This window comes from Nostoc edaphicum CCNP1411 (genome assembly GCF_014023275.1).
GTDB lineage: Bacteria > Cyanobacteriota > Cyanobacteriia > Cyanobacteriales > Nostocaceae > Nostoc > Nostoc edaphicum_A.
The window spans coordinates 5409482-5435420 of record NZ_CP054698.1; the positions used below are offsets into that span (position 1 = coordinate 5409482).

A 25939-nucleotide genomic window follows, 5' to 3' on the forward strand; every position below is an offset into this window, starting at 1 on the left:
GTTAGGTCTGTATTTCATGCAATTGGGAACCGCTATATCATTAGTACCAAATGACTAATGACTAAATGGGCGGGTTGCTATACCTTCTACCCCTTGAAATGATGGGATTACCGCCGATTTTCGTTGATTATTAACTCCGCAAAGAGGTCACATTCATATCATCATTTAATCTGCGAATCAGACGGGATAATTCACGAATGATATTCACTGCAATTTCGGGAGTTTCTTCGATCGCATCATACAGCTGCTCTTGCGTCAGTTCTAAAAATTCACAAGGTTCCAGAGTCGTTGCGGTGGCGGAACGAGGTTGAGTATCAAATACTGCCATCTCCCCGAAGTATTTTCCCTGTTCCACCTCTGCCAATTGTTTATTCCCAATGTGAACTTTAACCCGACCTGACACGACAATATAGAGCGATCGCCCTTCTTCTCCCTGTCGAAAGATGGTGTAATTAGCTGGAAATGACAATTCGTTCATCACTGAAGTGAGCCGCACAATAAAATCATCCCGCAATTCCTTAAAAATGGGGACTCGCCGGACAAATAATAAACGGTCAACACTGGTTAACATAATTACAAGTTAAAATCCAACATTACTGAACATCTTAAAACTGAAGTTAGAGGGCGATTAGTCATATTAACCGATGTTGAATGCTAGCTGCCAAGAATATCCCAGGCTTTAGCATCTGAAAAGAGTTCTCTTCAATAGGAGCGATGCCTACGGCGGTAAACTACGCTCTTAAACTTCTCAGATACTAACTCAGTATTAGGTATGACGAACTGCTACTCTCTCCTATGCGGTTTAGTTGTCATGTAGAAAGCCCAAAACATATAGTCAATTTGTTAATCACTTTTATTTATCGTTTTAAAAAACAAGAGTATTTGCTCTTATTTGGCTAAAAGCCATAATATTGAGTTCATTAGCTCCCAAGGTACCTTGCTGAGAAAAAAATCACCAATTTGATTAGAGGCATAGTTTAGCGCTATAGGCATCGCCTCCAAAAATCCTACAAGTTGGAAAATTGACTGATTACTAGCGAACCTCGATTGGTTGTCGTTAGGTAAAACAGTCAGAAAATCTCCTGAACTGCATTCACATTGAGAAGCAGAGTAAGACAAACAGCATTGAATTATCGTGAGCAACAATTATGAGTTGGCTAATTAGTACATTAATTATTGGAATCTCTGTCGCCTTTGCAACCACTTTTGACGACAATTTATACTTAACGGCCTTCTTCGGAAAAGTCAATCGCAGCTTTCGTCCTAAGCATATTGTTCTCGGTGAATTTCTGGGATTCACTACCTTAGTATGTGCTAGTCTCCCTGGTTTCTTCGGCGGTCTAATTATTCCTAGCACCTGGATTGGTTTGCTAGGTTTGCTTCCTATTGCCATCGGTATCAGTAATTTCATCAGTCGAGAAGACGAAGAAGAGACAGTGCAAGCTGTGTCAGTTGACTTAACTCCTAGCAAATCTGAACGCCAGAAGAAATCACTATTCGCAACCATCCGCGATCCTCAAACCTACCGCGTTTCGGCTGTCACCATTGCCAATGGAGGAAACAACATTGGAATCTATGTACCGTTGTTTGCTAGCAGCAATCTTCCAAGTTTGGGTGTAATTGTCTGTGTTTGCTATTTCACTGTTGGTACGTGGTGCTTACTCTCTTACAACCTGACTCGTAATCCTCTGATGACACCCGTTTTAACTCGTTATGGTCGGAAAATCTTCCCCTTTGTCTTGATTTACTTGGGACTCTCTATCTTGATTAAAAGTGAAACATATCGACTTTTACCTAGTTTGGCAATGCTTGGCAACTAAGTATGAGGCGATGCGGCGGTAAACTATGCCTCTAGTGGATGCTCCACGCGCAATTCTTGATGGGTGCTATGTCCCTGATATCAGCAAAAAAATTCAGCGATCGCTTCCCATCCAAAAAAATTTATTAATCACTTGAATTTATCAATATGAATAACAATAATATTTGCTCTTATCAATCAAGTTATCTAAAGTGAGAATAAAGCACATTATCGATGGCTCTTATAAAAGCAAGCCCACCAATAGGAATCAGATTATGAAGGAACTAATGATGAATCAATCAAACTCTAAAAAATTAACTCAGTGGCTCGTAAAAGCAGTGTTTCTGGTAGTTGTCGCGGGATTTACTCTGCTTATCCAGCCCAGCGCTAGAGCGCAAACACTAACACCATCCATACCTACGGAATCTGAACTAGCTCCAGTTGAATCACTAATGGAGCCTGTAACAGCACCAGTCATATCTCCGGTTGTATCGCCAATGGAGCCTGTGACAGCACCAGTCCTATCCCCAATAGTCTCTGTAGCAGATAACGTTAGACATTTATTACAAACCAATGAATGTGTCGGCTGTAATCTGACTGGAGCAATGTTAAAGGATGCAAACCTGCAAGCGGCAAACTTAGAAGGTGCTAACTTACAAAATGCAGACTTAGAAAGAGCTAACTTACAGCAAACAAACTTACAAGGGGCTAACTTTCAAGGAGCAGATTTAGGCAAGGTAAACCTTTTGGGAGCAAACTTAGTGGGAGCGAACCTATTTGATGCAGACCTAGAGAAAGCCAACCTCCTGGGAGCTAACCTGCAAACCGCTAACCTACAAAACGCAGACTTGGAAAATACAAATCTGACAAATGCAAACATCCAGGGAGCTAATCTGATGGGCGTTGATTTGGAAGATGCTATCAGACCAGAAGGATTTGCTATTCAGTAATTAAACAGAAGTTGTCCGTACAAATTGAATAAAAGCCCTCAAAAGCCTGATTCAATAATGAATACAGGCTTTATTTTAATATTTAAAGGCTCGCGGCGATCGCTCATGTAGAGACGCGATTTATCGTGTCTTGAGAGCAATACGGTTCAGTTAAGGGCTAATAGTACAAAATTGCGGGTTTTCAAGACGCGATAAATCGCCGTCTCTACAAGTGTTTTGGTCTTATCTGAACTGTATCAGTCATTTAATTCCATCAATTCTTTTGTTTTCAAATCAGTTGCTACAGGTTGAGAACATGCAATCTGAGGAGAGATAGAGCAAATCGCATCTGTGGTTGTTTCAAAACAATTTGATAACCCAATTGTTTTTAACAATCCTGTACGTTCTAGTAATTGTTGGACTTCGGGTTGTAACCCTGTGAGAATTAAGCGGCAATTGTGCCGTTCCAAGTCATGATAAATATCCTCTAAGGCTACTAACCCAGTTGTGTCCATATTTGGCACAAATCGCAATCGGAGAATTAAATACTTTACTTCCGGTTCATCGCGGAGGAAGGTAGCAAATCGTTCAGCAGCACCAAAAAATACGGGGCCATCTACCCGATAAACGGCAATTTCCTTACCTAATTCCAGAGGAGTACCAGGAGGAAATACTTCGGTTTCAGGTATTTTAACTAAGCTTAAATCGCTCATCCGTTTGATGAATAACGCTCCAGCTGCAATCAATCCCACTTCGACAGCGAGAACTAAGTCAAACAAGATTGTCACTAGCCAGGTAAGAATCATCACAGCAAAGTCGGAGTAGGTAGCACGCATCAATAAACCAATGGCTTCCCACTCAATCATCCGCAAGCTAACCACCATCAGAATCCCAGCAAGCGCTGCTAAAGGAATCTGTGCTGCTAGGGGTGCTAAAGTTAAAACGATGATGGCTAAGGCAAGACCGTGAATTACCCCAGATAGTCGGGTTTTACCGCCAGAACGGACATTGACAGCAGTCCGAGCGATCGCACCTGTAGCGGGTATGCCCCCAAAAAATGGCACAATCATATTAGCTAAACCTTGACCAATTAATTCGCGATCGCTATTATGTTTCTCGCTGACAGTCATACCATCAGCTACTACCGCCGATAGCAACGATTCAATACTTCCCAGTGCAGCTAAAGCCAAAGCCGGATTAATTAGTTCCCGAATCACACTAAAATCATTCCAGTGGGGAATACCTTGAGGCATCGGTAAAGATTGAGGAATGGTGCCAATTGTTGGTACATTCAAATGGAAAGAAGATGCGATCGCAGTTGCTAACACCAGCCCTACCAAAGAACCTGGTATTGTCGTATTAATCCTGGGCCACAAAAGATTGGTTGCAATCACCACAACTGCCAAGCCAACAGCCGCCCAGTTTAAAGCTTCTACATGACTTAGACTTTGCCAAAGTCCCGGCAAAAAATGTTCGCTACGTGGTAATTTTAAACCAAAGAAATTATTTAACTGACCACAAAAAATAATCACGGCAATACCATTAGTAAAACCTGCCGTCACCGGATAAGGAATAAACTTTACTAACTGTCCAAGTTTGGCAACCCCCAAGGCAATTTGGATAATTCCAGCCATCACCCCAGCAATCCAAACTTTCTCAAGCCCGTACTTGGCGACAATTCCCACCAAAACCACAGCCATTGCACCTGTTGGCCCTGTAATCTGTACTGAGGAACCACCAAAAATTGCTGCGACAATTCCCGCCACAATCGCGGTGTAAAGTCCCGCTTTTGGTTCTACACCACTGGCTACCGCAAAGGCTAAAGCCAAAGGTAATGCCACCACTGCTGCTGTTAGTCCTCCCGTGAAATCGCCACGCAGTCCACCAAACAAGCGACTCAAGCGCAAAAGCAATGGTTCTTTGAGGATATTAGATGTTGCCATATCGTCATTTTCAACTCTTGTACACAATTTCTTGAAGCACACCCAAATGTTATTCCATATTTTCGGTAGAGTTCATTGGGATTGTCGAGATTGCGTGATGGCGTGTGCGTTTTGTTCAAGTTCGCCTATTTGATAAAAGTGGAGGCTTGCTTGACATACTAGACATGGCGTGTATATAAAAGTTGGCGATCGCTACAGAGTTCTTTAGCAGGCCGACAGATGGTAGATTTGATAGCTCTGGCTTTTTTGTTTTATCCAGGAATTGCTTGTACTAGAATATCTTCATTATCTTCGCTGGCTATGAACTTCACGATAGAGATTGAACAAGAAGAGGATGGACGCTTTCTGGCTGAAGTGATTGATTTTCCTGGTGTACTAGCTTATGGGCAGACAAAAGAAGAAGCAGTTGCTAGAGTTCAAGCATTAGCACTGCGTGTTTTGGCAGATAAGCTCGAATATGAGGAAGTAACGCACAGCAGCTAGCGCCAGTACAGCCCAAAAATTTGATGTTTTTAAACAAATAAGCCTATTTTTAGTATTAACTTTATAATTTATATGAGTACAAATTTGGTAAATACCAATGTTGCAATCCATTGAAGGAGTGTATAGGAACGGTAATATACAACTTTCAGAATTACCATCTGATGTATCAGAAAGCCGTGTCATTGTAACTTTTTTAGAACCCAAACAGGCTCCAATCCAAAAGCAGATAATGCGGTTTGGTATGTTTTCTGGAAATAAACAATCAACAGAAAACGATTTCAAAATTACTGAATTTCATGGAGATACCGAAGACGGCTTAGACTGGTCATAGGTAATTATGAAGTACGTGATTGATACTCATGCTCTTATCTGGTTTATTGAAGGAAATTCGCGATTAGGTGCGAATGCCAATGCTATTCTTTCTAATCCTGATTCCCAGTTAGTTATACCAGCTACAACATTAGCCGAAGCTGTTTGGATTGTTGAGAGAGAAAGAACATCTATCCCTTCTGCCAAGAATTTACTTTCAGTAGTTGAAACTGATCCGCGTGTGGTAATTTATCCACTTGACAAAGATGTAATTAAAATAACTATGAGCTTATCTGCTATTAATGAAATGCACGATAGGCAAATTACTGCGACTGCACTAGTTTTAGCAAGTAAAGGTAATGAAGTACAACTATTAACTTGTGATTCAAATATAACTGCATCAGGACTAGTTTCGATTATTTGGTAATGAGTGCGTAAAATCGTTATGTTTTTAAACGCAGAGTAACGCGGAGCTTTGTCTAATTTATTTTGCTAGGAATTAATGAAATATTGTACTGAGACTTTCCTGAATTAACATTAAAAGCAAAAGTCAAGGCTTAAGTAATTTTTACGAGGACGCAACAGTATTAATTAGTCTAGGCTCTGGGTAATAAGCCTACTCAGATAAATTTATGGGACTTTATGACCAAAATCAATCACCACAGGATGCGCTACGAAAGTTACGCGAAGGAGCAAGCCACTCCAGAGTAGCCCAAGAAATTGCTCAACGAGACTATGCGAAAGCTCAAGCCGAAGCTGATAAATGGGAACAAGAATATCAACTTGCTTTGAAAGGAAGTAATCAGGATTTAATTCGTCAAGCAAAATTTTAAAAGGAACGATACCAAGTAATTGCTAGTAGACTAAAAAAACTTGTAGGGGAGCAACAACCACAAGTAGACGCAATTAAAAGTAGTTTGAAATCTTGGGAGCAAAAGGTTTCAGAAGCACAGAATGAAGTATTATGCAGTAAGCCTAACACCAGTGAGGTTTCACCAACATTCATCAGCTTTGAATATAAAGATGTTGATATATCGGTTGAATATAAAAATGTTGATGTATCTATTGATGATGAATTAGAGCAACTTAAAGCATTAATGCTACCACCTAAACCTCAAGAGCAAACTAAAGCCCAAAAAGACAGTAACGTGCTTTTACTAGAGGCGATTCATGAGACACAAGAAGCTCTTAAGACTGCTGTTATAAATAAAGAATGCATTCATAAAAATTATGAACAAGCTCAAGAAGAAGTTAAATTGTGGAATAAATATGCTCATATAGCTCTGAAAAATAATGATGACAATTTAGCTATTAAAGCTGTACTCAAGAAAAAAGTTCAAAACAAAATTGCGCTGACTCTTCAAACTCAGCTTCAACAGCAGGAAGCAATAGTAGCTGTACTCAAACAAAATCTGATGACTCTAGAAAATTTCAAGAAAACATTAGGCAATGATACAAAGCTCTAAAACAGGTGCAGCATTTATTGCAGGTGGAACCATAACAGGTGTTGGTGTTTCCGCAACAGTAGGCGGTATGGGGCTAGCCGGCGGATTTGGCGCTGTTGGAATTGGTGCAACTCCTGTAGTGTCTGCTAGCGCTGTGGCTGGTGCTGCTACTTATGGCGCTTTTAAAGCCATAGCAGAAGGAGATGCTGCTGCGATCGCTACAATGGGAATTGGTGCAGTTGGCGGTGCTGGTATTTATAGCGTCGTCGGTGGTATGGGTTTAGTCGCACCTAAAGTAGGGCTGGCATTTGGGATTGGTGCAGTACCAATGGCAGGAATTGGTGCAGTAGTCGGACTCGCCGCCTATGGTATTGCCAAACTGTTAGACGAATCGGGAATTAGCGAAACTCCAGCACAGCTTTTTGAGCGGATGGAAGAGAAAGTTTTGCAGATGGGCTACTATTCCGAAGCAGTGATGGAATTAGAAGCATTTTTATCTGGTGACGATCTCAACCAAAAATTTGCTGGTTTGGAAGTCGAGGATGAGTTACAAACGCTTAAAGCTAAATTCAAGAAAAAATCAGAATTTGCTACACCTAAACCTTCTACTCCCAATATTGAACCGGAAAAAATATCTCCGACAACCCAGCTACCTGAAACTTGGAGATGTGTACGCACACTCAAGAGTCACTTAGCGGCAGTGAATGCGATCGCAATCAGTCCTGATGGTACTACCTTAATCAGTGGCAGTGATGACAGACAAGTTAATTTGTGGAACTTGAAAACCGGAAAATGGCTTTACACCTTCTCTGGACAAGCAGAAGCAGTTTTATCTGTTGCTATCAGCCCTGATGGAAAGCTGCGATCGCAAAAACTTCGATGCAAGCAATTAATCGAGCTTATAAAGAATTCCAGGAGCATTTAAATGCTCACAAATATATTAATTTTGATAAATAAGTTGCCTTACATCCTTTGTTACGACTAGCCGATATAGTGGTGTGAGAATTGCGATCGCGCGAGACTTAAACAAGCGCCCTCAATTGCAGTCGTTTATGTTAGCGGTTTATTGATACTAGTCAAAATATGAATAACAATATTACCATCCTTAACCGACCTTTAAAACTAGCCTGTGGGGCAGAATTGCCAAATCGGATAGCTAAAGCTGCCATGAACGAACAGTTAGCTGACGATCAAAACAGCCCCACAAAAGAAATTATCCGCTTGTATAAGCGGTGGGCATTAGGAGGAGCCGGTTTGATGATTACCGGTAATGTCATGATTGCTCGGACAGCTTTGGTTTTACCACGCGATGTTGTAATTGAAGATGAACGGGATCTGCCACTTCTCCAAGAATGGGCAGTTGCAAGCATTGCACAAGGTGGTCATATATGGATGCAGATTAATCATCCAGGACGGCAATCACCAATTTATTTATCACCACAGCCTGTAGCACCATCATCAATTCCACTACAACTTTCTGAAAAAGAATTCGCTCAACCCAGAGCATTAACTGAAGCAGAAATTAAACATCTAATCGAACGTCACATCTATACAGCAAAAATTGCAAAAAAAGCTGGTTTTACTGGTGTACAAATCCATGCTGCTCATGGATATCTAATTAACCAATTTTTATCGCCGCTTTCTAATCAACGTCATGATGACTGGGGAGGAACACCTGAAAAGCGAATGCGTTTCCTCTTAGAAGTATATCAAGGAATACGTAATTCTCTTGGTCAAGATTTTCCGATTAGTGTCAAACTCAACTCCGCTGATTTTCAACGAGGTGGTTTTACTGAAGAAGAATCTATTAATGTTGTCCAAGTTTTAGAACAAGTTGGTGTTGACTTGATAGAAATCTCCGGTGGAACTTATGAAAAGCTGGCGATGATGGGACAGACAGATATTGCTCAAAAAGAAAGTACACGCCAACGCGAAGCTTATTTTTTAGAATATGTCCGGAAAGTTCGCTCCTCAATTTCTCTACCAATTATGTTAACTGGTGGTTTTCGTTCAGCCGATGCTATGGCACAAGCAATTGAGGAAGGAAGCGTAGATGTTATCGGTTTAGCACGACCGCTTGCAATTGCACCAAACTTGCCGATTGAACTTCTGACAAATCGAACTAGCGGTATTACGCTACAACCCCAAATAGCACAGACTAATGATCTAGATCAACAAGGAATGCTTGAGATTATTTGGTATACACAACAAATTCATCAATTAGCAGCAGAAGACAAGTCAGCATAAAAGTATATACAGTTAAATAAACAACCAACAATATCAGTTTATAGATTAATACAGTTCAGATAAGACCAAAACACTTGTAGAGACGGCGATTTATCGCGTCTTGAAAACTCAGTTTCGTGGTAATGACCAAATTCAATCGCCAACTTTCAGAGAGCTAAATCTGACTGCTGAACAAGTTTTTAAAGCTGCTTTGGGAGAACAGTAATGAGCATCGCTTCTCTGTTAACTTAATTATCAATGCAATTCAATACACACCACAAACAGGAAAGGTGACTGATTGCTTATACCGTAGTGACCATTATGCTGTGATTCAGATTCAAAATACTGGTACTGGTATTCCGCAACAGAATCTAACTCGGATTATCGATCGCTTTCTTAGCATTGGCGATCGTTCTGTTGGCTGGATTTTTTTGAGTGTACTCCCATGAATACCCCATGTCATCTATCAGTAGGGTAATATATTTAACTCTTGAGAAGTATTGACATATTAAATTTTTTGAGCATTCATATTGCATATTTTGACAAAAGGTTATAAATTATTAGGTTATAGGGGAATAATATGACTTCTTCGTGTCAAAAACTAATCTTGCTCAGGTAAATATACTGCAACCAGTTTTAACTTCACACAAACCCTAAACAGCACTGAAGATATGTTTTTGTTTGGTAAAGCAAAGATTCCGGGCATACAACGGAACAATAAATAATCTAAAAATATATCTTGTGTGACTGTTTTTAGGAATCATGTTACTACTTGTGGTGGAGAACAACAACTATAATGCACCAAAAAAGTAATAGATTATCTGCAAACTAACTAACAATAAAGTTGCATAAATCTCAGCATATTTATTCGTTATTAGTTGATGATTATTTTGCCAAATTATATTTGCTATTCAAAGAATTGTTTTTGTTATGCTGAGAATAGCAAAATAATAAATGAAGACGCATCTACCACAAATTCACAATCCCAATGGAGTTATTCTGGCGATGCACCTAAACGAATTAGAAACTACTGAAAATTTACAAGAAGTGGAAGAAGCTTGGCTAGCACTAGAAAAATCAATTCTCTACTATCAGGGACGCCCCGTTGGGACAGTAGCAGCTTATGATGCCTCTGTAGAGGCCCTCAATTACGATCAGTGCTTTGTCCGGGATTTTGTTTCTTCCGCTCTAATTTTTCTAATCAAAGGTAGAACAGATATTGTTCGTAATTTCTTAGAAGAAACCTTAAAGTTACAGCCTAAAGAAAAGGCATTAGATGCCTATAAGCCAGGACGAGGATTAATCCCAGCTAGCTTTAAAGTTGTATCAGAAAATGGACAAGAATATTTAGAAGCAGACTTTGGTGAACATGCGATCGCTAGAGTTACTCCCGTAGATTCTTGCCTATGGTGGATTATTTTATTGCGTGCTTATATTGTCGCCACAGATGATTTTTCTCTAGCCTATCAACCTGAATTCCAAAATGGTATCAGGTTAATCATGGAAATCTGCTTGGCAAATCGTTTTGATATGTACCCAACGCTGTTGGTTCCAGATGGTGCTTGTATGATTGACCGTCGTATGGGCATTTATGGTCATCCTTTAGAACTACAAGTTCTCTTTTACACGGCATTGCGTGCATCTCGTGAACTACTAATTTGTCAAGGTAATTCTGATATTGTTGAAGCCATTGATAACCGTTTACCTCTTTTATGCGCTCATATTCGCCAGCATTATTGGATAGATATTAATCGCCTGAATGCAATTTATCGCTTCAAAAGTGAAGAATATGGTAAGGCTGCTGTTAATCTGTTCAATATATATGTAGATTCTGTTCCCTATTATGAATTAGATAAATGGCTGCCGAAAAAAGGTGGTTATCTAGCAGGTAATGTTGGCCCGTCGCAGCTAGATACTCGCTTCTTTTCACTCGGAAACTTAATGGCAATTATTTCCGACTTAGCCACCGAAGAACAGTCACAAGCGATTATGACTCTCATTGAGGAACGATGGGATGATTTGGTGGGAGATATGCCAATGAAAATCTGTTTCCCAGCTTTGGAACATGAAGAATACAGAATTGTAACTGGATGTGACCCCAAAAATATCCCCTGGTCGTATCATAATGCTGGTAGTTGGCCAGTTTTAATGTGGATGTTGGCAGCGGCGGCGGTGAAAACTAATAGAACAAGTCTTGCACAAAAGGCGATTGAAATTGCCCAAGGACGCCTCAGTACAGATGAATGGCCAGAATATTACGATGGGAAGAAAGGGCGACTGATTGGCAAACAAGCTCGGAAATATCAAACTTGGACAATTACTGGGTTCTTATTGGCAAAAGAACTGATGGCAAACCCCACATATTTACCATTAATCAGCTTTGGTAAATTACCAGCAGAACAGGTTTCTAGAGCGTGTGAGTTTGAAATTGCCAGCGTAGACCCATATATTCCTCGATAGGAGAGACGCGATTAATCGCGTCTGTACAAGAGTTAGGAGTTAGAATACAAAAGCCTTCTGACTCCTGAATCATATTTCCATGACAAACCCCCGTCAACTAGCTTTTATCGCTCTGCGAGATGTTCACAAGGGGGCTTATGCTGATGTTGCCCTAGATAGAGTACTGCAAAAAGTTAATTTGCCTGATAACGATCGCCGCTTGTTGACAGAATTGGTTTATGGGAGTGTCAGAAGGCAGCGCACTCTTGATACTGTAATCGATCAACTCGCCAAAAAGAAATCTCATCAACAACCGCCAGACCTCCGCACCATCTTACATCTGGGCTTATACCAGCTGCGCTATCAACAGCGTATTCCCGCCTCAGCTGCTGTTAACACCACCGTCCAACTCGCTAAAGAAAACGGTTTTTCTGGACTAACTGGTTTTGTCAACGGTCTATTACGCCAGTATTTGAGAAAAGCAGGGGGAGCAGGGGGAGATAGGGGAGTAGGGGGAGAAAATACTTCCTCATCTCCCTTATCCCCCTCATCTCTCCATACTGATCCGTTACAACTTCCAGAAAACCCAGTAGAACGCTTGGGTATTTTACACAGCTTTCCTGACTGGATGATTCAAGTTTGGTTAGAACAATTGGATTTTTCCGAGACAGAACAACTGTGTGAATGGATGAACCAATCACCAACAATTGATTTGCGTATCAACCCGCTTTGTACTTCCATCGAGGAAGTTGAGGCGGCGTTGCAATCTGCTGGCGTTTTGGTCAGACGGATTCCTCATTTACCCCAAGCTTTACGATTGATTGGTAGTGCAGGGTCAATTCAAAAACTACCTGGTTTTACAGAGGGTTGGTGGACTGTACAAGATAGTAGCGCCCAATTGGTAAGTCATTTACTCGACCCGCAACCAGGTGAAGTGGTAATTGATGTTTGTGCTGCACCAGGGGGGAAAACAACCCACATCGCTGAGTTAATGGCAGATAAGGGAAAAATTTGGGCTTGCGATCGCACTTCTTCTCGTCTTCGCAAACTCCAAGAAAATTCTCAACGGCTGAATTTACAATCTATTCAAATTTACACTGGCGACAGTCGCCACTTCAACCAATTTCAAAACACCGCAGACCGCGTATTACTCGATGCCCCATGTTCTGGTTTGGGAACTATGCACCGTCATGCTGATGCGCGTTGGCGACAGACACCAGAATCGGTCCGAGAACTTTCTGTGCTGCAAAAAGAATTATTAACACATACATCAACTTTTGTCAAACCTGGTGGTGTACTAGTTTATGCCACCTGTACATTACATCCAGCAGAAAATGAAGAAGTAATTTCGGCATTTTTAGCTAAGTCACCTGATTGGCAAATTGAGTCTCCCAGCGGCGTTGAGTTACCTGATTCTGCTCATAGCACGCCTCAAGGTTGGTTTAAAGTCTGGCCCCATCGACAGGACATGGATGGCTTTTTTATGGTGCGCTTAAGAAAAACCAATAATTCCGAGTGAATACTGTTTGGGATTGTACCATTTGGTGGAGGCCTGAATCTACCAGAGGAGGCAGCAATGGTTACCCCTTCCAATGTGAAAAACTTAGTTAAAATCCTGATTGGAGCAGCCTGGATTGATGGCAGAATCCAGCCAGAAGAACGGCAATATCTCCGCGAAATAGCTCAAGCAAAAGGTTTGGCTAACGACCCAGAAATTAAGCCTTGGCTGTACGAATTAGTTCCTGTACAGCCAAAAGAATGCTATGAATGGGTGCGGGAGTATTTAGGCGATCGCCCCAGCCTTGAAGATTGCGAAAATCTGATTGAAGCTATCAGTGGCTTAATTTATAGCGATGGCGAAGTAGCCGTTGAAGAAGCCAGACTCCTAACGGAACTGCAAGATATAGCGAAGCCGAATGAGTCTACTCAACCGGCTCACACTACACTTCTCAAACAAATTCAAAAGCTTTACCGCCGTTGGGTTGAAGTGCAAAACTAAATAATAGTCAAAAGTCCATAGTCTAATAATTAATGATTAATGACTAATGACTAATGACTAATAACTAATGACTAAATTATGACTTCGGTTTACCCACACCCGGAGTTTCTTCTTTATCGACTTTAGGCACAAAATCAGGACGCTCTTTGCTTTCCCAGCCTGCGGGGCGTTTTGAGTTGTACCAAGCTATTGAACCAATGGTTACAGCGGCAATAAAACCAACGACATACACCAAGGTAAAAGCCAAGGGAAAGTGAGGGGCAGCATCTATCGCTGGTGCTGCCGTTTGCATAAATACATGCATGAGTATATTCTCCAAGGTTAGGTAACAGTACTTAACACACTATAAAATGAGCGTATCACCTAACATCCCCCTGTAGTTTAGTTTGAGCAACTTCATATTGCAGAGAAAAGGGGTGAGGGAGAGAGAGTGGGGAGCAGAGAGCAGGGAGAAGGGAGCAGGGAGCAGGGAGCAGATAGCAGGGTGAAAAATCCTCTCCTCAGCACCCCGCCCCCCGCCCCTCTGCCTCTTTTCAATGCCCCATGCCCACCTTTAATTAATTAGTTAGAAGGTCTAAGTCTATCCCGCCAGGATGGCTGTGATGATGAAGAACCTGAAGAACCAGAACTATTTGCAGGAGAGGAAGATCGCCGAGTTCTTCGAGGCGGGGGAGAATCAGATTCTACTCTTCTAGAGCGCCGCCGTGGAGTAGATGATTCTGAGGAAGAGTTACTAGAACTGGATTCTTCGCTGCGTAGGCGTAGCCCGCCGTAGGCATCGCGCCTTCTCCGTCTTGGGGTATAGTTACTTGGTTGCTGATCTTCTTGAGAATAGCTCCTCCTGCTTCTACGTCTCCTAGATGATCTGCTGCTGTCAGTACTTTCTCCTGAGTCATCATTAGAGGAGATAGAACGATTTAGGATTTGTTTGGGCTTAATAGACTGGGCTTTGATAGTACCTTTGCGACCTTCTAATTTGGGTCGTTTGGGAAACTTTTCTACTGGCATCTCCTCTACCGCTTGTTTCATAAATTCGCGCCAGGTGTAAGCGGCACTACCACTACTGCCATAAGTGGGGCGGTTGTCATCGTTACCTAGCCAAACCCCTGTCACCATCTGGGGAATGTAGCCAATAAACCATAAATCGCGGGCTTCGTCGGAGGTGCCGGTTTTTCCAGCAACCTGTCTATTACCTAATTGAGCAGCAGCACCAGTTCCCGCTTCTACGACGTTGCGTAGCATCCAAGTCATGATGGCAGCACTGTCGGCATCAAGGGCCCGTTTAGGCTTGAAATTAGCTGACCAAATCACTTTACCTTGGCGGTTGAGGATGCGGGTAATGCCATGAGGTTCTGTATGCAAGCCTTGAGTTGCAAAACTGCCATAAGCGCTAGTCAACTCTAACAAATTGACTTCATTTGAGCCAAGAGCTAAGGAGTAGGTGGGCTTAAGTTCAGATTTTATCCCCATATCATGGGCAAGTTTAATCGTTGGCGTAAATCCCATATCAATCAACACCTTCACCGCAATCACATTAATAGAACTGGTGAGAGCGTCTCGGATATTCATGGAACCTCGAAACCTTTCGCTATAGTTTTTTGGTTCATAACCATCTACCACAAAGGGCGCATCCTGGTAGCTATCGTAGGGGCTTTTACCGCTAGCGATCGCAGTAGCATATACAAACCCTTTAAATGTCGATCCTGGCTGCCGTTGTGCCTGAGTAACCCGATTAAACTGGTTTTTACCAAAGTCTTTTCCCCCAACCATCGCCTTAATTTCACCATTACGGGGGTCAATGGCCACCATTGATGCTTGCTTAAAGTTCTCCCAGCGTCCTTGATTTCGTAGTGTTTTGGCAACCGCCTCTTCTGCCACTTTTTGCCAAGTCGGGTTCAGGGTGGTTTCTACTACTAAACCCCCACTCGCTAGGACATCAGAAGAAACATACTTCGGTAATTCTTTTTGGATGTAGGTGGTAAAGTAGGGCGATTCTACTTGCACTCGCTTAGGTAAACTACTTTTGAGGGTTAACGACTCCTGAACAGCTGCCTGCCTTTGCTCTGCTGTAATAATTCCATCTTCTTGCATCCGTAGCAATACCAAGTCGCGCCGCCGTTTTGCCGCTTCTGGATTCTTGTCTGGGGCGTACAAGCTAGGAGCAGGAGCTAATCCAGCAATCGTTGCCATTTCCGATAAAGAAAGTTGGTCTGGCGATTTACTAAAGTATACCCAAGATGCATCTGCCACACCGTAAGCTCCAGCCCCCAAATAAACCAGATTCAGGTAACGCTCTAGAATCTGATCTTTGGTTAATTCTTGCTCCATTTTTTGGGCAAGGCGGACTTCTTTGAGTTTGCGCCAGATTGTCTGCTCTTGTTTCAAAAAGAGAATCCGCGTTAGCTGTTGGGTGATGGTGCTACCACCTTCAACCACACCTTGCGATCGCAAATTATTCAAACCTGCTCTGACAATCCCTTGCGGATCAACTCCGTTGTGTTCTTTAAATCTTTTATCTTCTGAAGCGATGAAAGCTTTTTTTAAATTATCTGGTATTTGTTCTAGCTTTAGCTGTTCTCTGGTCGCTTCACCTTGTTGTTGTAATATGGTGCCATCGGCAGCTTTGATAGTGAGTGTTTGCTCTCTGAGTACAGCATTCAACTCGGCCTGATTTGGCAAAGTCTGGTCTATTGAATTAATGCCGTAGATCAAGGCAAATATCCCACCACCTATACCCAAGCCTGCCCAAAACCATAAGCGACGATAGAGTGGTTTCCCGCCAGTTGCCTGATTGGCCTTCATCCTAGATGGTAAAATTTTCATTTTGCTCAGTAACTGCCTCGCCTGCGCCAGATGTGCTGGTGGTAAGCTCTCATTTGTTCCTCCTTGTCCAGAGTCACTCAAATTGGTTGGTCTTCGCTTGAACCAGGAGGTAAGCTTCCCCACGTCAGTTCCTCGCTCAAAGTAGTAACTATATAACCACCATTAATCAACTTTGGGGTTAGCGCACCACCATTGTGTTAGTATAATATCCTATAAATAATTAACTAAATTCACCATAAAATAATGTTTTTTAGATTTGGTTAGTTTAGTTTTGTAAAAATGCTGCAATTTTGATAACTATTCTGAATACAAAAGCTATTGGCATTTTCTGGAACAAGCGCAGGAAAGTATCCGCAAAAACAGCCAGAAAACGGCTCAATTAAGGAGAGTAGGATGCCAACGGCGAGCAACGCCTACACCAAACCCAGACGAAGCGCTCTTGCCCTTGGTAGTAATATCGGCGATTCACAGACGATTTTAGAAGCAGCTATAGAGATTTTAGCCCAAACACCAGGGATTCTCTTAGAAGCCAAATCCAATTGGTATCAAACTAAAGCCGTCGGGCCACCACAGCCAGATTACCTAAATGGCTGCGTCACGTTGCAGGTAGAGATGCTACCTCAGCAGTTATTAGAAATTTTGTTAGGAATTGAACAACAATTTGGGCGGGTGCGACAGGAACGCTGGGGGCCGCGAACCCTGGATTTGGATTTGTTATTATTTGATGACTTTATTGTAAATACACCAAATCTCCAGATTCCCCATCCCCGAATGCGGGATCGGGCCTTTGTGTTAGTACCACTGGCAGAAATTGCCCCAGATTGGGTAGAACCAGTTTCTGGGTGTGTTATTAAAGAACTGCTGAAAGAGGTAGACTGTTCAGATGTACATTTATGGATGGGCAATTAAAATCACCATCCTTAAACGCAGAAGAACGCTGATTTCGCCTCTGTATTCACAGATAATCAGATTTTATTATGCCATTAGGTAGAGAATTACCACAACTACTAAAACAACGCCTGTTTTATAAAGGACGTAAGTTTGATTTTGAAGTTAATCGCTTGCGTTTACCTAATAAATCGGAAGGAGAATGGGAATGTATTCGTCACCCTGGTGGTGCTTTAGCTGTACCAGTGACACCAGAGGGTAAACTTGTGCTGGTGCGCCAGTATCGTTTTGCAATTCAGGGACGAATATTAGAATTTCCGGCGGGAACTGTGGAAGTAAATGAAGAACCTTTAGAGACAATACAGCGTGAGATTGAAGAAGAAACTGGTTATAGTGCCAAAAAATGGGACAAACTAGGCGAATTTTTCTTAGCTCCCGGCTATTCTGATGAAATTATCTATGCTTTTCTGGCGCGAGATTTGGAAAAGCTGAAGACACCACCACCACAAGATGGAGACGAGGATATCGAAACTGTATTTTTGACTCCCGAAGAATTAGAGAAAGCGATTCTGGAAGGAGAACCGGTAGATGCTAAATCAGTTTCTAGCTTTTTTCTGGCGCGTCCGTTTTTAATTTAATACCAATATGCTGCTAGAGTTAGCGATCGCAGATGCCTACGGTGCAGGCTTTGAATATGCTGATGAGATGATCGTTAACAACGATTTGAGTCGATACGTCGAGCATCCGCGTTTTCGACTCATTCCTGGCAGCTATACTGACGATACCCAGATGAGCATTGCCATTGCCGAAGTAATTGTTGCTCAAGCACCGTGGACGCCAGAAGTTTTAGCCGATAGTTTTGTTAGAGCCTTCAAGCGCGATGAGAGGGAAGGTTATTCTCGAAGCTTCTACCATTTTCTGGGAGAAATTCAGGATGGGGAAGAGTTTTTAAGCAAAATTAACCCTGATAGTGACAAAAGCGGAGGGGCAATGCGTGCAGCACCCATTGGCATCTATCCCACACCAGAAAAAGTCATTGAGGCGGCAACAATTCAAGCAGCAATTACCCACAATACACCTGATGGAATCAATGCTGCCGTTGCGGCTGCCCTAATGTCACATTATTTTATCTATCGACTGGGAGCAAAACGCAAATTAGGACAGTTTCTCAAAGGTTATGTATCTGGAGAGTGGTCTAAACCTTGGGAAGGTAAAGTCAAGTCCAAAGGCTGGATGAGTGTCAGGGCTGCGATTACTGCGGTGATGCGAAATGACAGCATGAGCGAACTTTTACAAGATTGTATCGCTTTTACCGGGGATGTAGATACAGTAGCTGCGATCGCACTGGCTGCTGGTTCTTGTAGCGAAGAAATTACACAAGACATTCCCCATAATCTCGTTACAGGCTTAGAGAATGGAGCTTACGGTAGAGATTACCTCATTGGGTTGGATAAACAGCTAATGAGTTTGGTAAACAAAAAGACGAGCTAAATGTAATACATGGGTTAAGGGCAAACTTGCCTTTTCAATACTACGATTTTTCGATATGATTACAGTAATTTAGGTAAAAATAAAGCTAGCCTAATCTTCATTAGCTCCAAGTTGGGGTAGTAAAGTACACATTGGCGGCTTAACTATATACCTGTATATTCAATACATAACTGCTCAGTCAGGGACTTACTTATTAGTAATAATGTTTTGTTACTTAGCTAGAGTGATATGAAAATTGACTTCGAGTCAAAGTTATAAGAGCATGACAGGAAGAAGCTTACAACTCCTAAATATGTGTCTCCATACAAGACGCATATATGTTTCACACCGATGAAAAAAAATACAACTTTTAATAGTGCTGGTAAACTGACTGCTCTTTTGTTCCTGATAACTCTTTTCCTGACGCCTTGTGTGATTGTAAATGCCGGAGAACGTGGTGTATTGATGAAATTTGGCGAAGTCCAAAACCAGATATTAGGAGAAGGACTTCACTTGATTATTCCTGTAGTAAATACTGTGAAAAAGTTGAGTATTCGAGTCCAAAAACAGGAAATCTCGGCTGAAGCTTCTTCCAAAGATTTACAAAATGTTTTCACCGATGTAGCTCTCAATTGGCATGTTATTCCCCAGGAAGTAAATGCCATTTTTCAACAAATTGGAGATGAACAAGATGTAGTTATTCGGATTATTAACCCAGCAGTTGAAGAAGTTCTAAAAGCCGTAATGGCAAAGTATACTGCTGAAGAAATTATTACTAAACGAGGAGAAGTCAAAAGTGGAGTAGATGATGCATTGTCTACACGACTGGGTAGCTATCACGTTGCAGTTGATGATATTTCTCTAGTTCATGTCCATTTTTCAGAACGATTTGGTGAGGCGGTGGAGGCAAAGCAGATTGCTGAACAGGAAGCAAAACAAGCAGAGTTTATCGCCCTGAAAGCAACAAAAGAGGCTGAGGCAAAAGTTAATTTAGCCAAAGGAGAAGCTGAAGCCCACAGATTATTACGCGATGGTTTAACTCCAGAAATATTACAAAGGCAAGCAATAGAGAAATGGAATGGTAAGTTGCCATTAATTGTAAGTAAGGAGGCTCCCAAATTGTTGAACTTAAGTGAAATTTTAAAATTTGATTAAAGTTGATATTGCTTTTTACGAAATATCTGCTAGATATACATAGTAGGGGTTCACAGATGTGCATTGGTGTCAACTTAAGCTAAAAGCCTTTTCCAATCTCGTTTCCAGCCTCTGGGCTGGAAATGCTGCTCTTGGCGGCTCTGCCGCCAGCAAGGGAGGCGGGGCGGAGCCTCTAAGATGGCATTCCCCGCCGGAGACTGGGAACGAGACACGAGACAATATCTAAAAGCTTTTTCTAGACAGGCTTTCGGGTTAAGTTGACACCAATGACATCTGTGAACCCCCATAGTCAATTCCTTTGTAGAAAGGTGATAAACTAAATTAACTCTTAGAGAATAAAATGGGAGAATCGAGAATTTTCAACTGGATTAAGAGCATAATCAACAGGGTATAAACTGTTGAGGAAATTAGACCAGTGAATAATTCTTTTTTGAGATTATGCTCTTGAGGTTCTTTTTGAAAAATGTCCTTAGAACCGAATTGCATCAAGAGAATTCCCACGATATTAGAGAGCCAGTACCCTATAATTGAACAAGGTAGAAGTAATTTTGGGGAAAGTAAACTACATGCATACCCAAAACCATAAGCTATTGGCAGATTGAATAGTAAGTCATTCCACCAACATAGTGGTGACAACAAATATCCCAGTACCAAGAAAAATCCACCTCTAAGTTTTTTGAAAATGTCTTTTTTGAACTCTTTTGGAGTAGATTGTTGTAATTGCTCTGGCGCTGTATCTCCTGTTACATTCAACTCTTGACTAACGTTTTGGACGCTTTCCATAAAAACCCACTATTCCTATCGTCTTAGTGTAGTTTAGTATATAAACGAAATCAAAGTCTAGTACAAGAGTGATAACATTTTGGCTTTTTGATGCTGAAAGTTTTACCACTGCATAGTTTCAGCAAAATAGAAGTTTAAATCAGCTACAAATTAACAATATCTGATTTCTACCAGAGTTGGATAAGTAAGTTCCCTTCGTGCCTAATCGTGGTTAGTCCTTCGCCACTTGAGCAAAATAAAAGTATTTATATACCATTGAGACAATCAACACTATTTTTAGCTCAATAGATTTGAAAATAAAAATATATCTTCAAGAATTTTAGCACACCATGAGATCCAACACTGATATTAGAATACCCAAAGCATCCTTATAGGTTGGGTGTTGATTAGTCAAAAGTTTATGTTTTTTAATATAGACGAAGCCAAAAATTGAACTAATAATAGCTACAATAAAAGTGCTGAGTCATCTTAATAAAGACATGACAGATTTTATTCCAAATAACACATTTTTAATAACAGGAATTGTTTTTATAACAATTGCTGTAATTGGGCAATCTAAATTAGGTTTTATTGAAATTAATCCCGGTTGTTTTGGGAGATTATTGGCTCTGTTTATTGGGATTTCGAGCCTATTATATGCTTTAGGATTACTCAATATTTCAACCGGAACTCTTGACTTATTAAGAACTTCTCTGACAGAACAAATTAAACAAAGTATAAGTTCAATAAATGATCTTTTACAAGGATCATAATAAGGTTAAAAATTTTACTTTTAGGTGAATTTCAATATTCGTGGTTTAGGGGTAAAAGCTTAATATTATACCTTAATATTGGAAATATTACTAATAATATGCTCCTACAAGACTGTAAATCAGACTAGCCATTACTAATAAAGTCACAATTACATAGATAAATTCTCGCTGTAGTAGGAAAGCCAATAGGGAAATAAAAACGCGAACAATCGGAGTAGCAATTAGTAGTAAAAGTCCAAGTTGAATAATGCCGCGATAGCTACCTGATATCACTGCTTTTACTACACCTGCTGGTGAGCAAAATTCCAATGGTTCTCCCTGAAAAAAGTGATATCCCGCAGGTTCATTACCGTGATGAATTAAATAGAGTATACCGCCTAGCAAAACCACAGCACTAGCTATCAAAACGCCATATTTCATGAGGTTACTGAGCAAATTCTCTAATTGCTGTTCACTTAATGTTTTCGTCACGTTCTTGTTAGCATCAATCTCACAGCTATTAGGCAATTGTGTTACTGTGCTAGTGCGCTGTTCTAATTGTTCGATATTAGAGTCTTTAACTTCCTGCGGTAAGGTTAGTGTAACCACTCCTTTATCAGGCTGTGCCAGAAATGTCCAGCGAAAGCTACTATTAAATTTATACATTTTACAACCCCCCTATTAAACTGTTGTAGACCATCTTCAAAGCCATTACCACTAGCACAAGACTGAAGATAGTTCTCAAAATTTGCGTTTTAGCGCCTGTCAGGATTCGTGCGCCCAAGAAAGCACCAGGTAATACCCCCAACATTACTTGCATAGATAGTCCCGGATCAATGTAGCCTCGTGCTAGGTAAACTCCGGCTGATGCTGCTGTGACACCGATCATAAAATTGCTAGTGGTGGTAGAAACTTTGAAGGGTAGACCCATAGCTTGATCCATCGCCAATACCTTGAATCCCCCGGAACCAATACCAAGCAACCCAGAAAGCATTCCAGCTATTAACATCACACCAAATCCCATTGGTACTGCATGAACTTGGTAAGACATCATTCCATCAGGAGTTGGATAACTGCTATTCAGTTTCAGATAACTTGCAATGGGATCTGCTACTTCAACTTCAGGATGTTCTACTCTGGGTCGTTGTGAAAGGTATGCTGAATAAATGAGAGCGATCGCTAGCACGATAGTTAGGGCTTTCACAGAGACAAGAGTAGCTATCATTGCTCCTGCGATCGCACCGATGGTTGTCGCTACTTCTAAAAACATTCCCAATCGCAAATTGGTATAGCCTTTTTTAATAAAGGTAGACGCTGTACCCAAAGAGGTAGCGATTACAGATACAAGTGAAGCACCAACGGCATATCGAATATCAACACCAAATACTGAAGTTAATAAGGGAACAATTACTACTCCACCTCCTAGCCCAGTGAGCGCCCCTAACAAGCCAGCGCTAAATGAACCAATCCAAATTAGTAATGAAAATTCTAAAATAGTCAAATTTAATTCCTCTTTTTTTTACATGTATATCAAGATGTAAGGATATTTTTTGTATTCTTTAAAACTTAATTTATAGGTTTGCTACTGACTACAGATATAGCGGTAGAGCTTTTTGGATAAGCGTATAGTTTCAAACATCGTCAATTTTTGTCATGATGTTTATACTTAGCTATAGGTCAATGAAGCAGGTGCAATATGAAACTACAAGATTTTTTGGGAAAAGAGGAGAAATGGGGATTTGAGGCGATCGCTGATGACGCAGACTTAGCTCGTCAGATTCAGATATTGTTAATTGGCTTAGGTTTGCTAGAACCCCCAGCCGATGGGAAATTTGGCCCTGTTTCTGTGATCTCTCTCAAAAAATTTCAAGAATTAGTAAAGACTGAAGAGAGTGGCTTTTTAGGAGCAGTCACAGCCAAGAAACTGATTGAAACCAAACCAGATGATCTTCCTAAACCCCCTTTAAAGCTTGGTAATGACATTGCCAGCAAAATTGTAAAATATATGCTCTCCAAGAATTATGAGGTATTCACTAATCCAAAAGAATACAACATTGTCTATGTAGAGGGTATAAATGCAGACTGGACTCTCAACAATGATGCACCCAACGAATTTAATGATCGACGGATTCTCATTGAAGTCGTAAATGGTGTTCCTAAAATCGTAGATCACTGGGAAGCTACTACAGAACCAGGGAAGTACTACACTTATACACCGATGAATTCCAAAGGAGCAGCGAGGATTCAGTTTGGGCAATACAAAGCTTGGGCTGTTGGCACCCACGGTACAGCAGAGCCTCACGAAGCATTAGTGCAAGTTGGAGATATAACTGTTTGTAGAGATTTCAACAAAGATTTTAAACGGACTGGTGACAAACTTGATACAGGTGATAATTTTTATGTGAATCAGCACTACGGCTTTGATTATCCACGGAATGATATTCGCCTTGCCAGTGCGGGTTGTTTAGTGGGACGTACCCGTGAAGGACATAGAGAGTTTATGGCGATTATTAAACAAGATCGCCGTTATGTTGCTAATCGCAAATATGCTTTCTACACTACCGTGATTCCTGGGGATGATTTACTGAAAACATTTCCAGGATGAAGTAATTAGTGGTAGGGGCGCACAGTTATTATTTAGAGCTAGGGCGAAATAGAATTCACGGCTATACAAACATAGACGCTTTGCGTCTTCCCACAGGGTAGTCCGCGCAACCGGACTGAAAAAAATTGAGAGTTTGAAACCCACCTCAGTGGGTTTTGCCTTGTGTAGTTGCGGTTTCTAATCGCCCTTTTAACTTTGTTCCTGTGGAACTTGCCCTATCTGCGCCGTCAGCTTCTCTTTATCCTGCCTGCGTTTTTTGGCGTAAAGTTGAATAGTGACTGCCATCAAAATAATCATGGCAAAAATAGCCCAAGCAGCGATATCTGTAGGTAGATTATTTTTAAACACAGCCAGCAGGACGATCGCTACTAACATAACTGTAGGCGCTTCATTTAAAGCACGTAATTGCTGACCACTCCAGCCACATTCATCTACTGCTAATTTCTTCATCAGCCTAGCGCAGTAATGATGGTAGCCAATTAAAATAGCCACAAACAGCAGTTTGATATGCAACCAACCTTCTTTTAAAATATCCGGTTCAGTGCTTACTAAACCAATGGCCATTGCGATCGTCACATACATTCCTGGGTTAGTGATGATGTAATAGAGACGCTTTTCCATAATTTGATACTGATTTTTCAATATCGTTCGCGCTGGCTCAGGTTCAAGGTTCGCTTCAACGTGATAGATAAAAAGACGTACTAAGTAGAACAAACCAGCAAACCAAACTACAAATCCAACAATATGAAAGGCTTTAAACCATGAATAAGCCATGAACTCTAATCTCCTTTACTTGTGGTTGCACTCCATTTTTAATGGCAATAAAAATGAGTCAGAATTCAGAATTCTCCAACCGTCAAAGGATGGAGTCTTAATAGTAAAGAATATTTCAATTTAGCCACATCATCTTCCATTTAGTAGTGATTGGGAATCCTCGACTAATTGATTCTGAATTCTGACTCCTGGATTCTGACTCCTGATATTCTGACATTCATTTTTATAATATCGATTTTTGCCAAAGCTATATTATCAATGAGCATCTTTACGACGCACAAAGGGTAAAAGGTCTTCTAAAATCGTCTCGTGGTAGTGTTCTTGAGGATAATGTCCGACGTTATTAAGTTTTATTAATTCGGTATTTGGTGCAGAATTTGCAAAATTTTGAGCAATGTCTACAGGTAGCCAAGGGTCAATCATACCCCATTGAATCAGAATTGGCTGTTGCCATTCTTTAAAGCCAGATTGTATTTCTGTCATGGCTGAGTCAAGCTGTAAATTGCGAATACTTGCTAAGAGACTTCGACCAGATGCAGAAGTTTTCAAAAATGGTTTTCGATAAATATCTAAATCCTTATCTCCTATGCGATAACGACTTCCACCTTCTAGCGTTCGGTCAACTAATAGGGGGTCTTGGGTCATTACTTCACCTGCCAAAGGTAAACCCATTTGTTTAATTTTCCAGGGTAATTTAGCAGTAGTTGAAATTGGTGTATTTAAGATAACTAAATTGGCAATTTGTTCTGGATGACGTAAGGCATATTGTAGTCCTACAGAACCTAAAAAACCTTGGACAACTAAGGAAAAATTTTCCAGTTCTAAAGCTTTAATAAATCCTTCTAAAGCTGTGATAAAAGCATCGGGAGTGTAAGCAAAATCTCGTTTTTCTGGTTTGGCAGAAAAGCCGTAACCAATCCAATCGGGAGCGATCGCTCTTGTACCCTGATTCGCCAAAGCAGGTATAATATGACGCCAACTGTAACTTTGTGAAACTAAGCCATGTAGCAACAACACAGGCGCTAAGTCACTTCTGCCGATTGGTAAAGATTCCCGATAAAACCATTCCAGTGAATCTACATTGATTTTATGTTCTGTTATTGACACGTTATATTCCTATGGATTGGGCATTGGGAATT

Annotated in this window: 28 protein-coding genes and 1 pseudogene; 19 read left to right on the forward strand and 10 right to left on the reverse strand. The window is 41.0% G+C overall.

Translation table 11 applies throughout. The features are described 5' to 3' along the window. Positions 1–130: 130 nt before the first annotated feature. Positions 131–571 (reverse strand): Crp/Fnr family transcriptional regulator, encoded by a 441-nt coding sequence (locus HUN01_RS25480; RefSeq protein WP_069074674.1) that lies wholly within the window; start codon positions 569–571, stop codon positions 131–133. 577 nt (positions 572–1148) lie between these two features. Between HUN01_RS25480 and HUN01_RS25485 the strand changes: the two genes are divergently transcribed. Further along, on the forward strand, positions 1149–1820 hold the full coding sequence (locus tag HUN01_RS25485) for a cadmium resistance transporter (protein ID WP_181928511.1): 672 nt from the start codon (positions 1149–1151) through the stop codon (positions 1818–1820). Between the two features lie 268 nt (positions 1821–2088). After that, on the forward strand, positions 2089–2748 hold the full coding sequence (locus HUN01_RS25490) for a pentapeptide repeat-containing protein (RefSeq protein WP_181932816.1): 660 nt from the start codon (positions 2089–2091) through the stop codon (positions 2746–2748). A gap of 236 nt (positions 2749–2984) precedes the next feature. On the opposite strand, the gene HUN01_RS25495 is transcribed toward HUN01_RS25490, so the two are convergent. Next, positions 2985–4670 (reverse strand): SulP family inorganic anion transporter, encoded by a 1686-nt coding sequence (locus tag HUN01_RS25495; RefSeq protein ID WP_181928512.1) that lies wholly within the window; start codon positions 4668–4670, stop codon positions 2985–2987. Positions 4671–4889: 219 nt separating this feature from the next. Here HUN01_RS25495 and HUN01_RS25500 point away from each other — a divergent pair, with 219 nt between their 5' ends. The 11 genes and pseudogenes from HUN01_RS25500 (at position 4890) to HUN01_RS25550 (ending at position 13571) form a co-directional block, all read left to right on the forward strand. Next, positions 4890–5153, forward strand: coding sequence for a type II toxin-antitoxin system HicB family antitoxin (locus HUN01_RS25500; protein ID WP_238845617.1), 264 nt, complete (start codon positions 4890–4892; stop codon positions 5151–5153). Between the two features lie 97 nt (positions 5154–5250). Further along, positions 5251–5484 (forward strand): hypothetical protein, encoded by a 234-nt coding sequence (locus HUN01_RS25505; RefSeq protein WP_181928513.1) that lies wholly within the window; start codon positions 5251–5253, stop codon positions 5482–5484. A gap of 6 nt (positions 5485–5490) precedes the next feature. Then, positions 5491–5889, forward strand: coding sequence for a type II toxin-antitoxin system VapC family toxin (locus HUN01_RS25510; protein ID WP_181928514.1), 399 nt, complete (start codon positions 5491–5493; stop codon positions 5887–5889). A 205-nt stretch (positions 5890–6094) separates the two neighbouring features. Next, the gene (locus HUN01_RS35655; protein WP_238845625.1) at positions 6095–6295 is read left to right on the forward strand and encodes a hypothetical protein; all 201 of its coding nucleotides are present in this window, start codon (positions 6095–6097) and stop codon (positions 6293–6295) included. Between the two features lie 84 nt (positions 6296–6379). After that, positions 6380–6928, forward strand: a complete 549-nt coding sequence (locus HUN01_RS25515) for a PspA/IM30 family protein (protein WP_238845627.1) — start codon at positions 6380–6382, stop codon at positions 6926–6928. Beyond that, positions 6912–7766: pseudogene (locus tag HUN01_RS25520) on the forward strand (hypothetical protein); the annotation flags it as partial. The gene HUN01_RS25515 and the pseudogene HUN01_RS25520, both read left to right, overlap by 17 nt. A 224-nt stretch (positions 7767–7990) precedes the next feature. Further along, the gene (locus tag HUN01_RS25525) at positions 7991–9154 is read left to right on the forward strand and encodes an NADH:flavin oxidoreductase/NADH oxidase family protein (RefSeq protein WP_181928516.1); all 1164 of its coding nucleotides are present in this window, start codon (positions 7991–7993) and stop codon (positions 9152–9154) included. 269 nt (positions 9155–9423) lie between these two features. Beyond that, on the forward strand, positions 9424–9582 hold the full coding sequence (locus tag HUN01_RS35665) for a hypothetical protein (protein WP_420832743.1): 159 nt from the start codon (positions 9424–9426) through the stop codon (positions 9580–9582). A gap of 556 nt (positions 9583–10138) precedes the next feature. Next, positions 10139–11593 (forward strand): glycoside hydrolase 100 family protein, encoded by a 1455-nt coding sequence (locus HUN01_RS25540; RefSeq protein WP_181932819.1) that lies wholly within the window; start codon positions 10139–10141, stop codon positions 11591–11593. A gap of 79 nt (positions 11594–11672) precedes the next feature. Continuing rightward, on the forward strand, positions 11673–13091 hold the full coding sequence (locus HUN01_RS25545; protein WP_181928517.1) for a 16S rRNA (cytosine(967)-C(5))-methyltransferase: 1419 nt from the start codon (positions 11673–11675) through the stop codon (positions 13089–13091). A gap of 57 nt (positions 13092–13148) precedes the next feature. Continuing rightward, positions 13149–13571 (forward strand): tellurite resistance TerB family protein, encoded by a 423-nt coding sequence (locus HUN01_RS25550; protein WP_181928518.1) that lies wholly within the window; start codon positions 13149–13151, stop codon positions 13569–13571. 76 nt (positions 13572–13647) lie between these two features. Here the strand turns inward: HUN01_RS25550 and psb35 are convergent, their stop codons facing one another. Both psb35 and HUN01_RS25560 read right to left on the reverse strand, forming a co-directional pair. After that, positions 13648–13875: a photosystem II assembly protein Psb35 gene (gene psb35 / locus HUN01_RS25555; RefSeq protein ID WP_181928519.1), complete on the reverse strand. Its 228-nt coding sequence runs from the start codon at positions 13873–13875 to the stop codon at positions 13648–13650. 257 nt (positions 13876–14132) lie between these two features. Next, positions 14133–16517 (reverse strand): transglycosylase domain-containing protein, encoded by a 2385-nt coding sequence (locus HUN01_RS25560; protein ID WP_181928520.1) that lies wholly within the window; start codon positions 16515–16517, stop codon positions 14133–14135. Between the two features lie 270 nt (positions 16518–16787). Here HUN01_RS25560 and folK point away from each other — a divergent pair, with 270 nt between their 5' ends. From folK to HUN01_RS25580, 4 genes are all read left to right on the forward strand, one after another. Continuing rightward, on the forward strand, positions 16788–17303 hold the full coding sequence (folK, locus tag HUN01_RS25565) for a 2-amino-4-hydroxy-6-hydroxymethyldihydropteridine diphosphokinase (RefSeq protein WP_181928521.1): 516 nt from the start codon (positions 16788–16790) through the stop codon (positions 17301–17303). Between the two features lie 68 nt (positions 17304–17371). Then, the gene (locus HUN01_RS25570; protein ID WP_181928522.1) at positions 17372–17920 is read left to right on the forward strand and encodes an NUDIX hydrolase; all 549 of its coding nucleotides are present in this window, start codon (positions 17372–17374) and stop codon (positions 17918–17920) included. Positions 17921–17927: 7 nt separating this feature from the next. Beyond that, on the forward strand, positions 17928–18773 hold the full coding sequence (locus HUN01_RS25575) for an ADP-ribosylglycohydrolase family protein (RefSeq protein ID WP_181928523.1): 846 nt from the start codon (positions 17928–17930) through the stop codon (positions 18771–18773). Between the two features lie 330 nt (positions 18774–19103). Next, entirely contained in the window at positions 19104–19907 is an 804-nt protein-coding gene (locus tag HUN01_RS25580) for a prohibitin family protein (protein ID WP_181928524.1), read from the forward strand. 74 nt (positions 19908–19981) lie between these two features. On the opposite strand, the gene HUN01_RS25585 is transcribed toward HUN01_RS25580, so the two are convergent. After that, the gene (locus tag HUN01_RS25585) at positions 19982–20194 is read right to left on the reverse strand and encodes a hypothetical protein (protein ID WP_181928525.1); all 213 of its coding nucleotides are present in this window, start codon (positions 20192–20194) and stop codon (positions 19982–19984) included. Between the two features lie 34 nt (positions 20195–20228). Next, a complete protein-coding gene (locus tag HUN01_RS25590; protein ID WP_181928526.1) occupies positions 20229–20690 on the reverse strand; it encodes a DUF7980 family protein in 462 nt (153 codons plus the stop codon). Between the two features lie 479 nt (positions 20691–21169). Between HUN01_RS25590 and HUN01_RS25595 the strand changes: the two genes are divergently transcribed. After that, positions 21170–21442 (forward strand): hypothetical protein, encoded by a 273-nt coding sequence (locus tag HUN01_RS25595; protein WP_238845629.1) that lies wholly within the window; start codon positions 21170–21172, stop codon positions 21440–21442. Between the two features lie 90 nt (positions 21443–21532). Here HUN01_RS25595 and HUN01_RS25600 read toward each other — a convergent pair whose 3' ends face one another. Both HUN01_RS25600 and HUN01_RS25605 read right to left on the reverse strand, forming a co-directional pair. Next, positions 21533–22087 (reverse strand): DUF1634 domain-containing protein, encoded by a 555-nt coding sequence (locus tag HUN01_RS25600; RefSeq protein ID WP_181928527.1) that lies wholly within the window; start codon positions 22085–22087, stop codon positions 21533–21535. A gap of 1 nt (position 22088) precedes the next feature. Then, on the reverse strand, positions 22089–22922 hold the full coding sequence (locus HUN01_RS25605) for a sulfite exporter TauE/SafE family protein (protein WP_181928528.1): 834 nt from the start codon (positions 22920–22922) through the stop codon (positions 22089–22091). Between the two features lie 195 nt (positions 22923–23117). Between HUN01_RS25605 and HUN01_RS25610 the strand changes: the two genes are divergently transcribed. After that, positions 23118–24026: a peptidoglycan-binding protein gene (locus HUN01_RS25610; RefSeq protein WP_181928529.1), complete on the forward strand. Its 909-nt coding sequence runs from the start codon at positions 23118–23120 to the stop codon at positions 24024–24026. A 189-nt stretch (positions 24027–24215) separates the two neighbouring features. Here the strand turns inward: HUN01_RS25610 and hemJ are convergent, their stop codons facing one another. Both hemJ and HUN01_RS25620 read right to left on the reverse strand, forming a co-directional pair. Then, positions 24216–24800, reverse strand: coding sequence for a protoporphyrinogen oxidase HemJ (gene hemJ / locus HUN01_RS25615; RefSeq protein ID WP_181928530.1), 585 nt, complete (start codon positions 24798–24800; stop codon positions 24216–24218). A gap of 255 nt (positions 24801–25055) precedes the next feature. After that, positions 25056–25907, reverse strand: a complete 852-nt coding sequence (locus tag HUN01_RS25620; protein ID WP_181928531.1) for an alpha/beta fold hydrolase — start codon at positions 25905–25907, stop codon at positions 25056–25058. Between the last annotated feature and the right edge of the window lie 32 nt (positions 25908–25939).

Coding starts and splice junctions, on each gene's coding strand:
- HUN01_RS25480 (WP_069074674.1), bottom strand. CDS start 571: ATGTTAACCAGTGTTGACCGTTTATTATTTGTCCGGCGAGTCCCCATT.
- HUN01_RS25485 (WP_181928511.1), top strand. CDS start 1,149: ATGAGTTGGCTAATTAGTACATTAATTATTGGAATCTCTGTCGCCTTT.
- HUN01_RS25490 (WP_181932816.1), top strand. CDS start 2,089: ATGAATCAATCAAACTCTAAAAAATTAACTCAGTGGCTCGTAAAAGCA.
- HUN01_RS25495 (WP_181928512.1), bottom strand. CDS start 4,670: ATGGCAACATCTAATATCCTCAAAGAACCATTGCTTTTGCGCTTGAGT.
- HUN01_RS25500 (WP_238845617.1), top strand. CDS start 4,890: ATGGTAGATTTGATAGCTCTGGCTTTTTTGTTTTATCCAGGAATTGCT.
- HUN01_RS25505 (WP_181928513.1), top strand. CDS start 5,251: ATGTTGCAATCCATTGAAGGAGTGTATAGGAACGGTAATATACAACTT.
- HUN01_RS25510 (WP_181928514.1), top strand. CDS start 5,491: ATGAAGTACGTGATTGATACTCATGCTCTTATCTGGTTTATTGAAGGA.
- HUN01_RS35655 (WP_238845625.1), top strand. CDS start 6,095: ATGGGACTTTATGACCAAAATCAATCACCACAGGATGCGCTACGAAAG.
- HUN01_RS25525 (WP_181928516.1), top strand. CDS start 7,991: ATGAATAACAATATTACCATCCTTAACCGACCTTTAAAACTAGCCTGT.
- HUN01_RS25540 (WP_181932819.1), top strand. CDS start 10,139: ATGCACCTAAACGAATTAGAAACTACTGAAAATTTACAAGAAGTGGAA.
- HUN01_RS25545 (WP_181928517.1), top strand. CDS start 11,673: ATGACAAACCCCCGTCAACTAGCTTTTATCGCTCTGCGAGATGTTCAC.
- HUN01_RS25550 (WP_181928518.1), top strand. CDS start 13,149: ATGGTTACCCCTTCCAATGTGAAAAACTTAGTTAAAATCCTGATTGGA.
- psb35 (WP_181928519.1), bottom strand. CDS start 13,875: ATGCATGTATTTATGCAAACGGCAGCACCAGCGATAGATGCTGCCCCT.
- folK (WP_181928521.1), top strand. CDS start 16,788: ATGCCAACGGCGAGCAACGCCTACACCAAACCCAGACGAAGCGCTCTT.
- HUN01_RS25570 (WP_181928522.1), top strand. CDS start 17,372: ATGCCATTAGGTAGAGAATTACCACAACTACTAAAACAACGCCTGTTT.
- HUN01_RS25575 (WP_181928523.1), top strand. CDS start 17,928: ATGCTGCTAGAGTTAGCGATCGCAGATGCCTACGGTGCAGGCTTTGAA.
- HUN01_RS25580 (WP_181928524.1), top strand. CDS start 19,104: ATGAAAAAAAATACAACTTTTAATAGTGCTGGTAAACTGACTGCTCTT.
- HUN01_RS25585 (WP_181928525.1), bottom strand. CDS start 20,194: ATGGGGGTTCACAGATGTCATTGGTGTCAACTTAACCCGAAAGCCTGT.
- HUN01_RS25590 (WP_181928526.1), bottom strand. CDS start 20,690: ATGGAAAGCGTCCAAAACGTTAGTCAAGAGTTGAATGTAACAGGAGAT.
- HUN01_RS25595 (WP_238845629.1), top strand. CDS start 21,170: ATGACAGATTTTATTCCAAATAACACATTTTTAATAACAGGAATTGTT.
- HUN01_RS25600 (WP_181928527.1), bottom strand. CDS start 22,087: ATGTATAAATTTAATAGTAGCTTTCGCTGGACATTTCTGGCACAGCCT.
- HUN01_RS25610 (WP_181928529.1), top strand. CDS start 23,118: ATGAAACTACAAGATTTTTTGGGAAAAGAGGAGAAATGGGGATTTGAG.
- hemJ (WP_181928530.1), bottom strand. CDS start 24,800: ATGGCTTATTCATGGTTTAAAGCCTTTCATATTGTTGGATTTGTAGTT.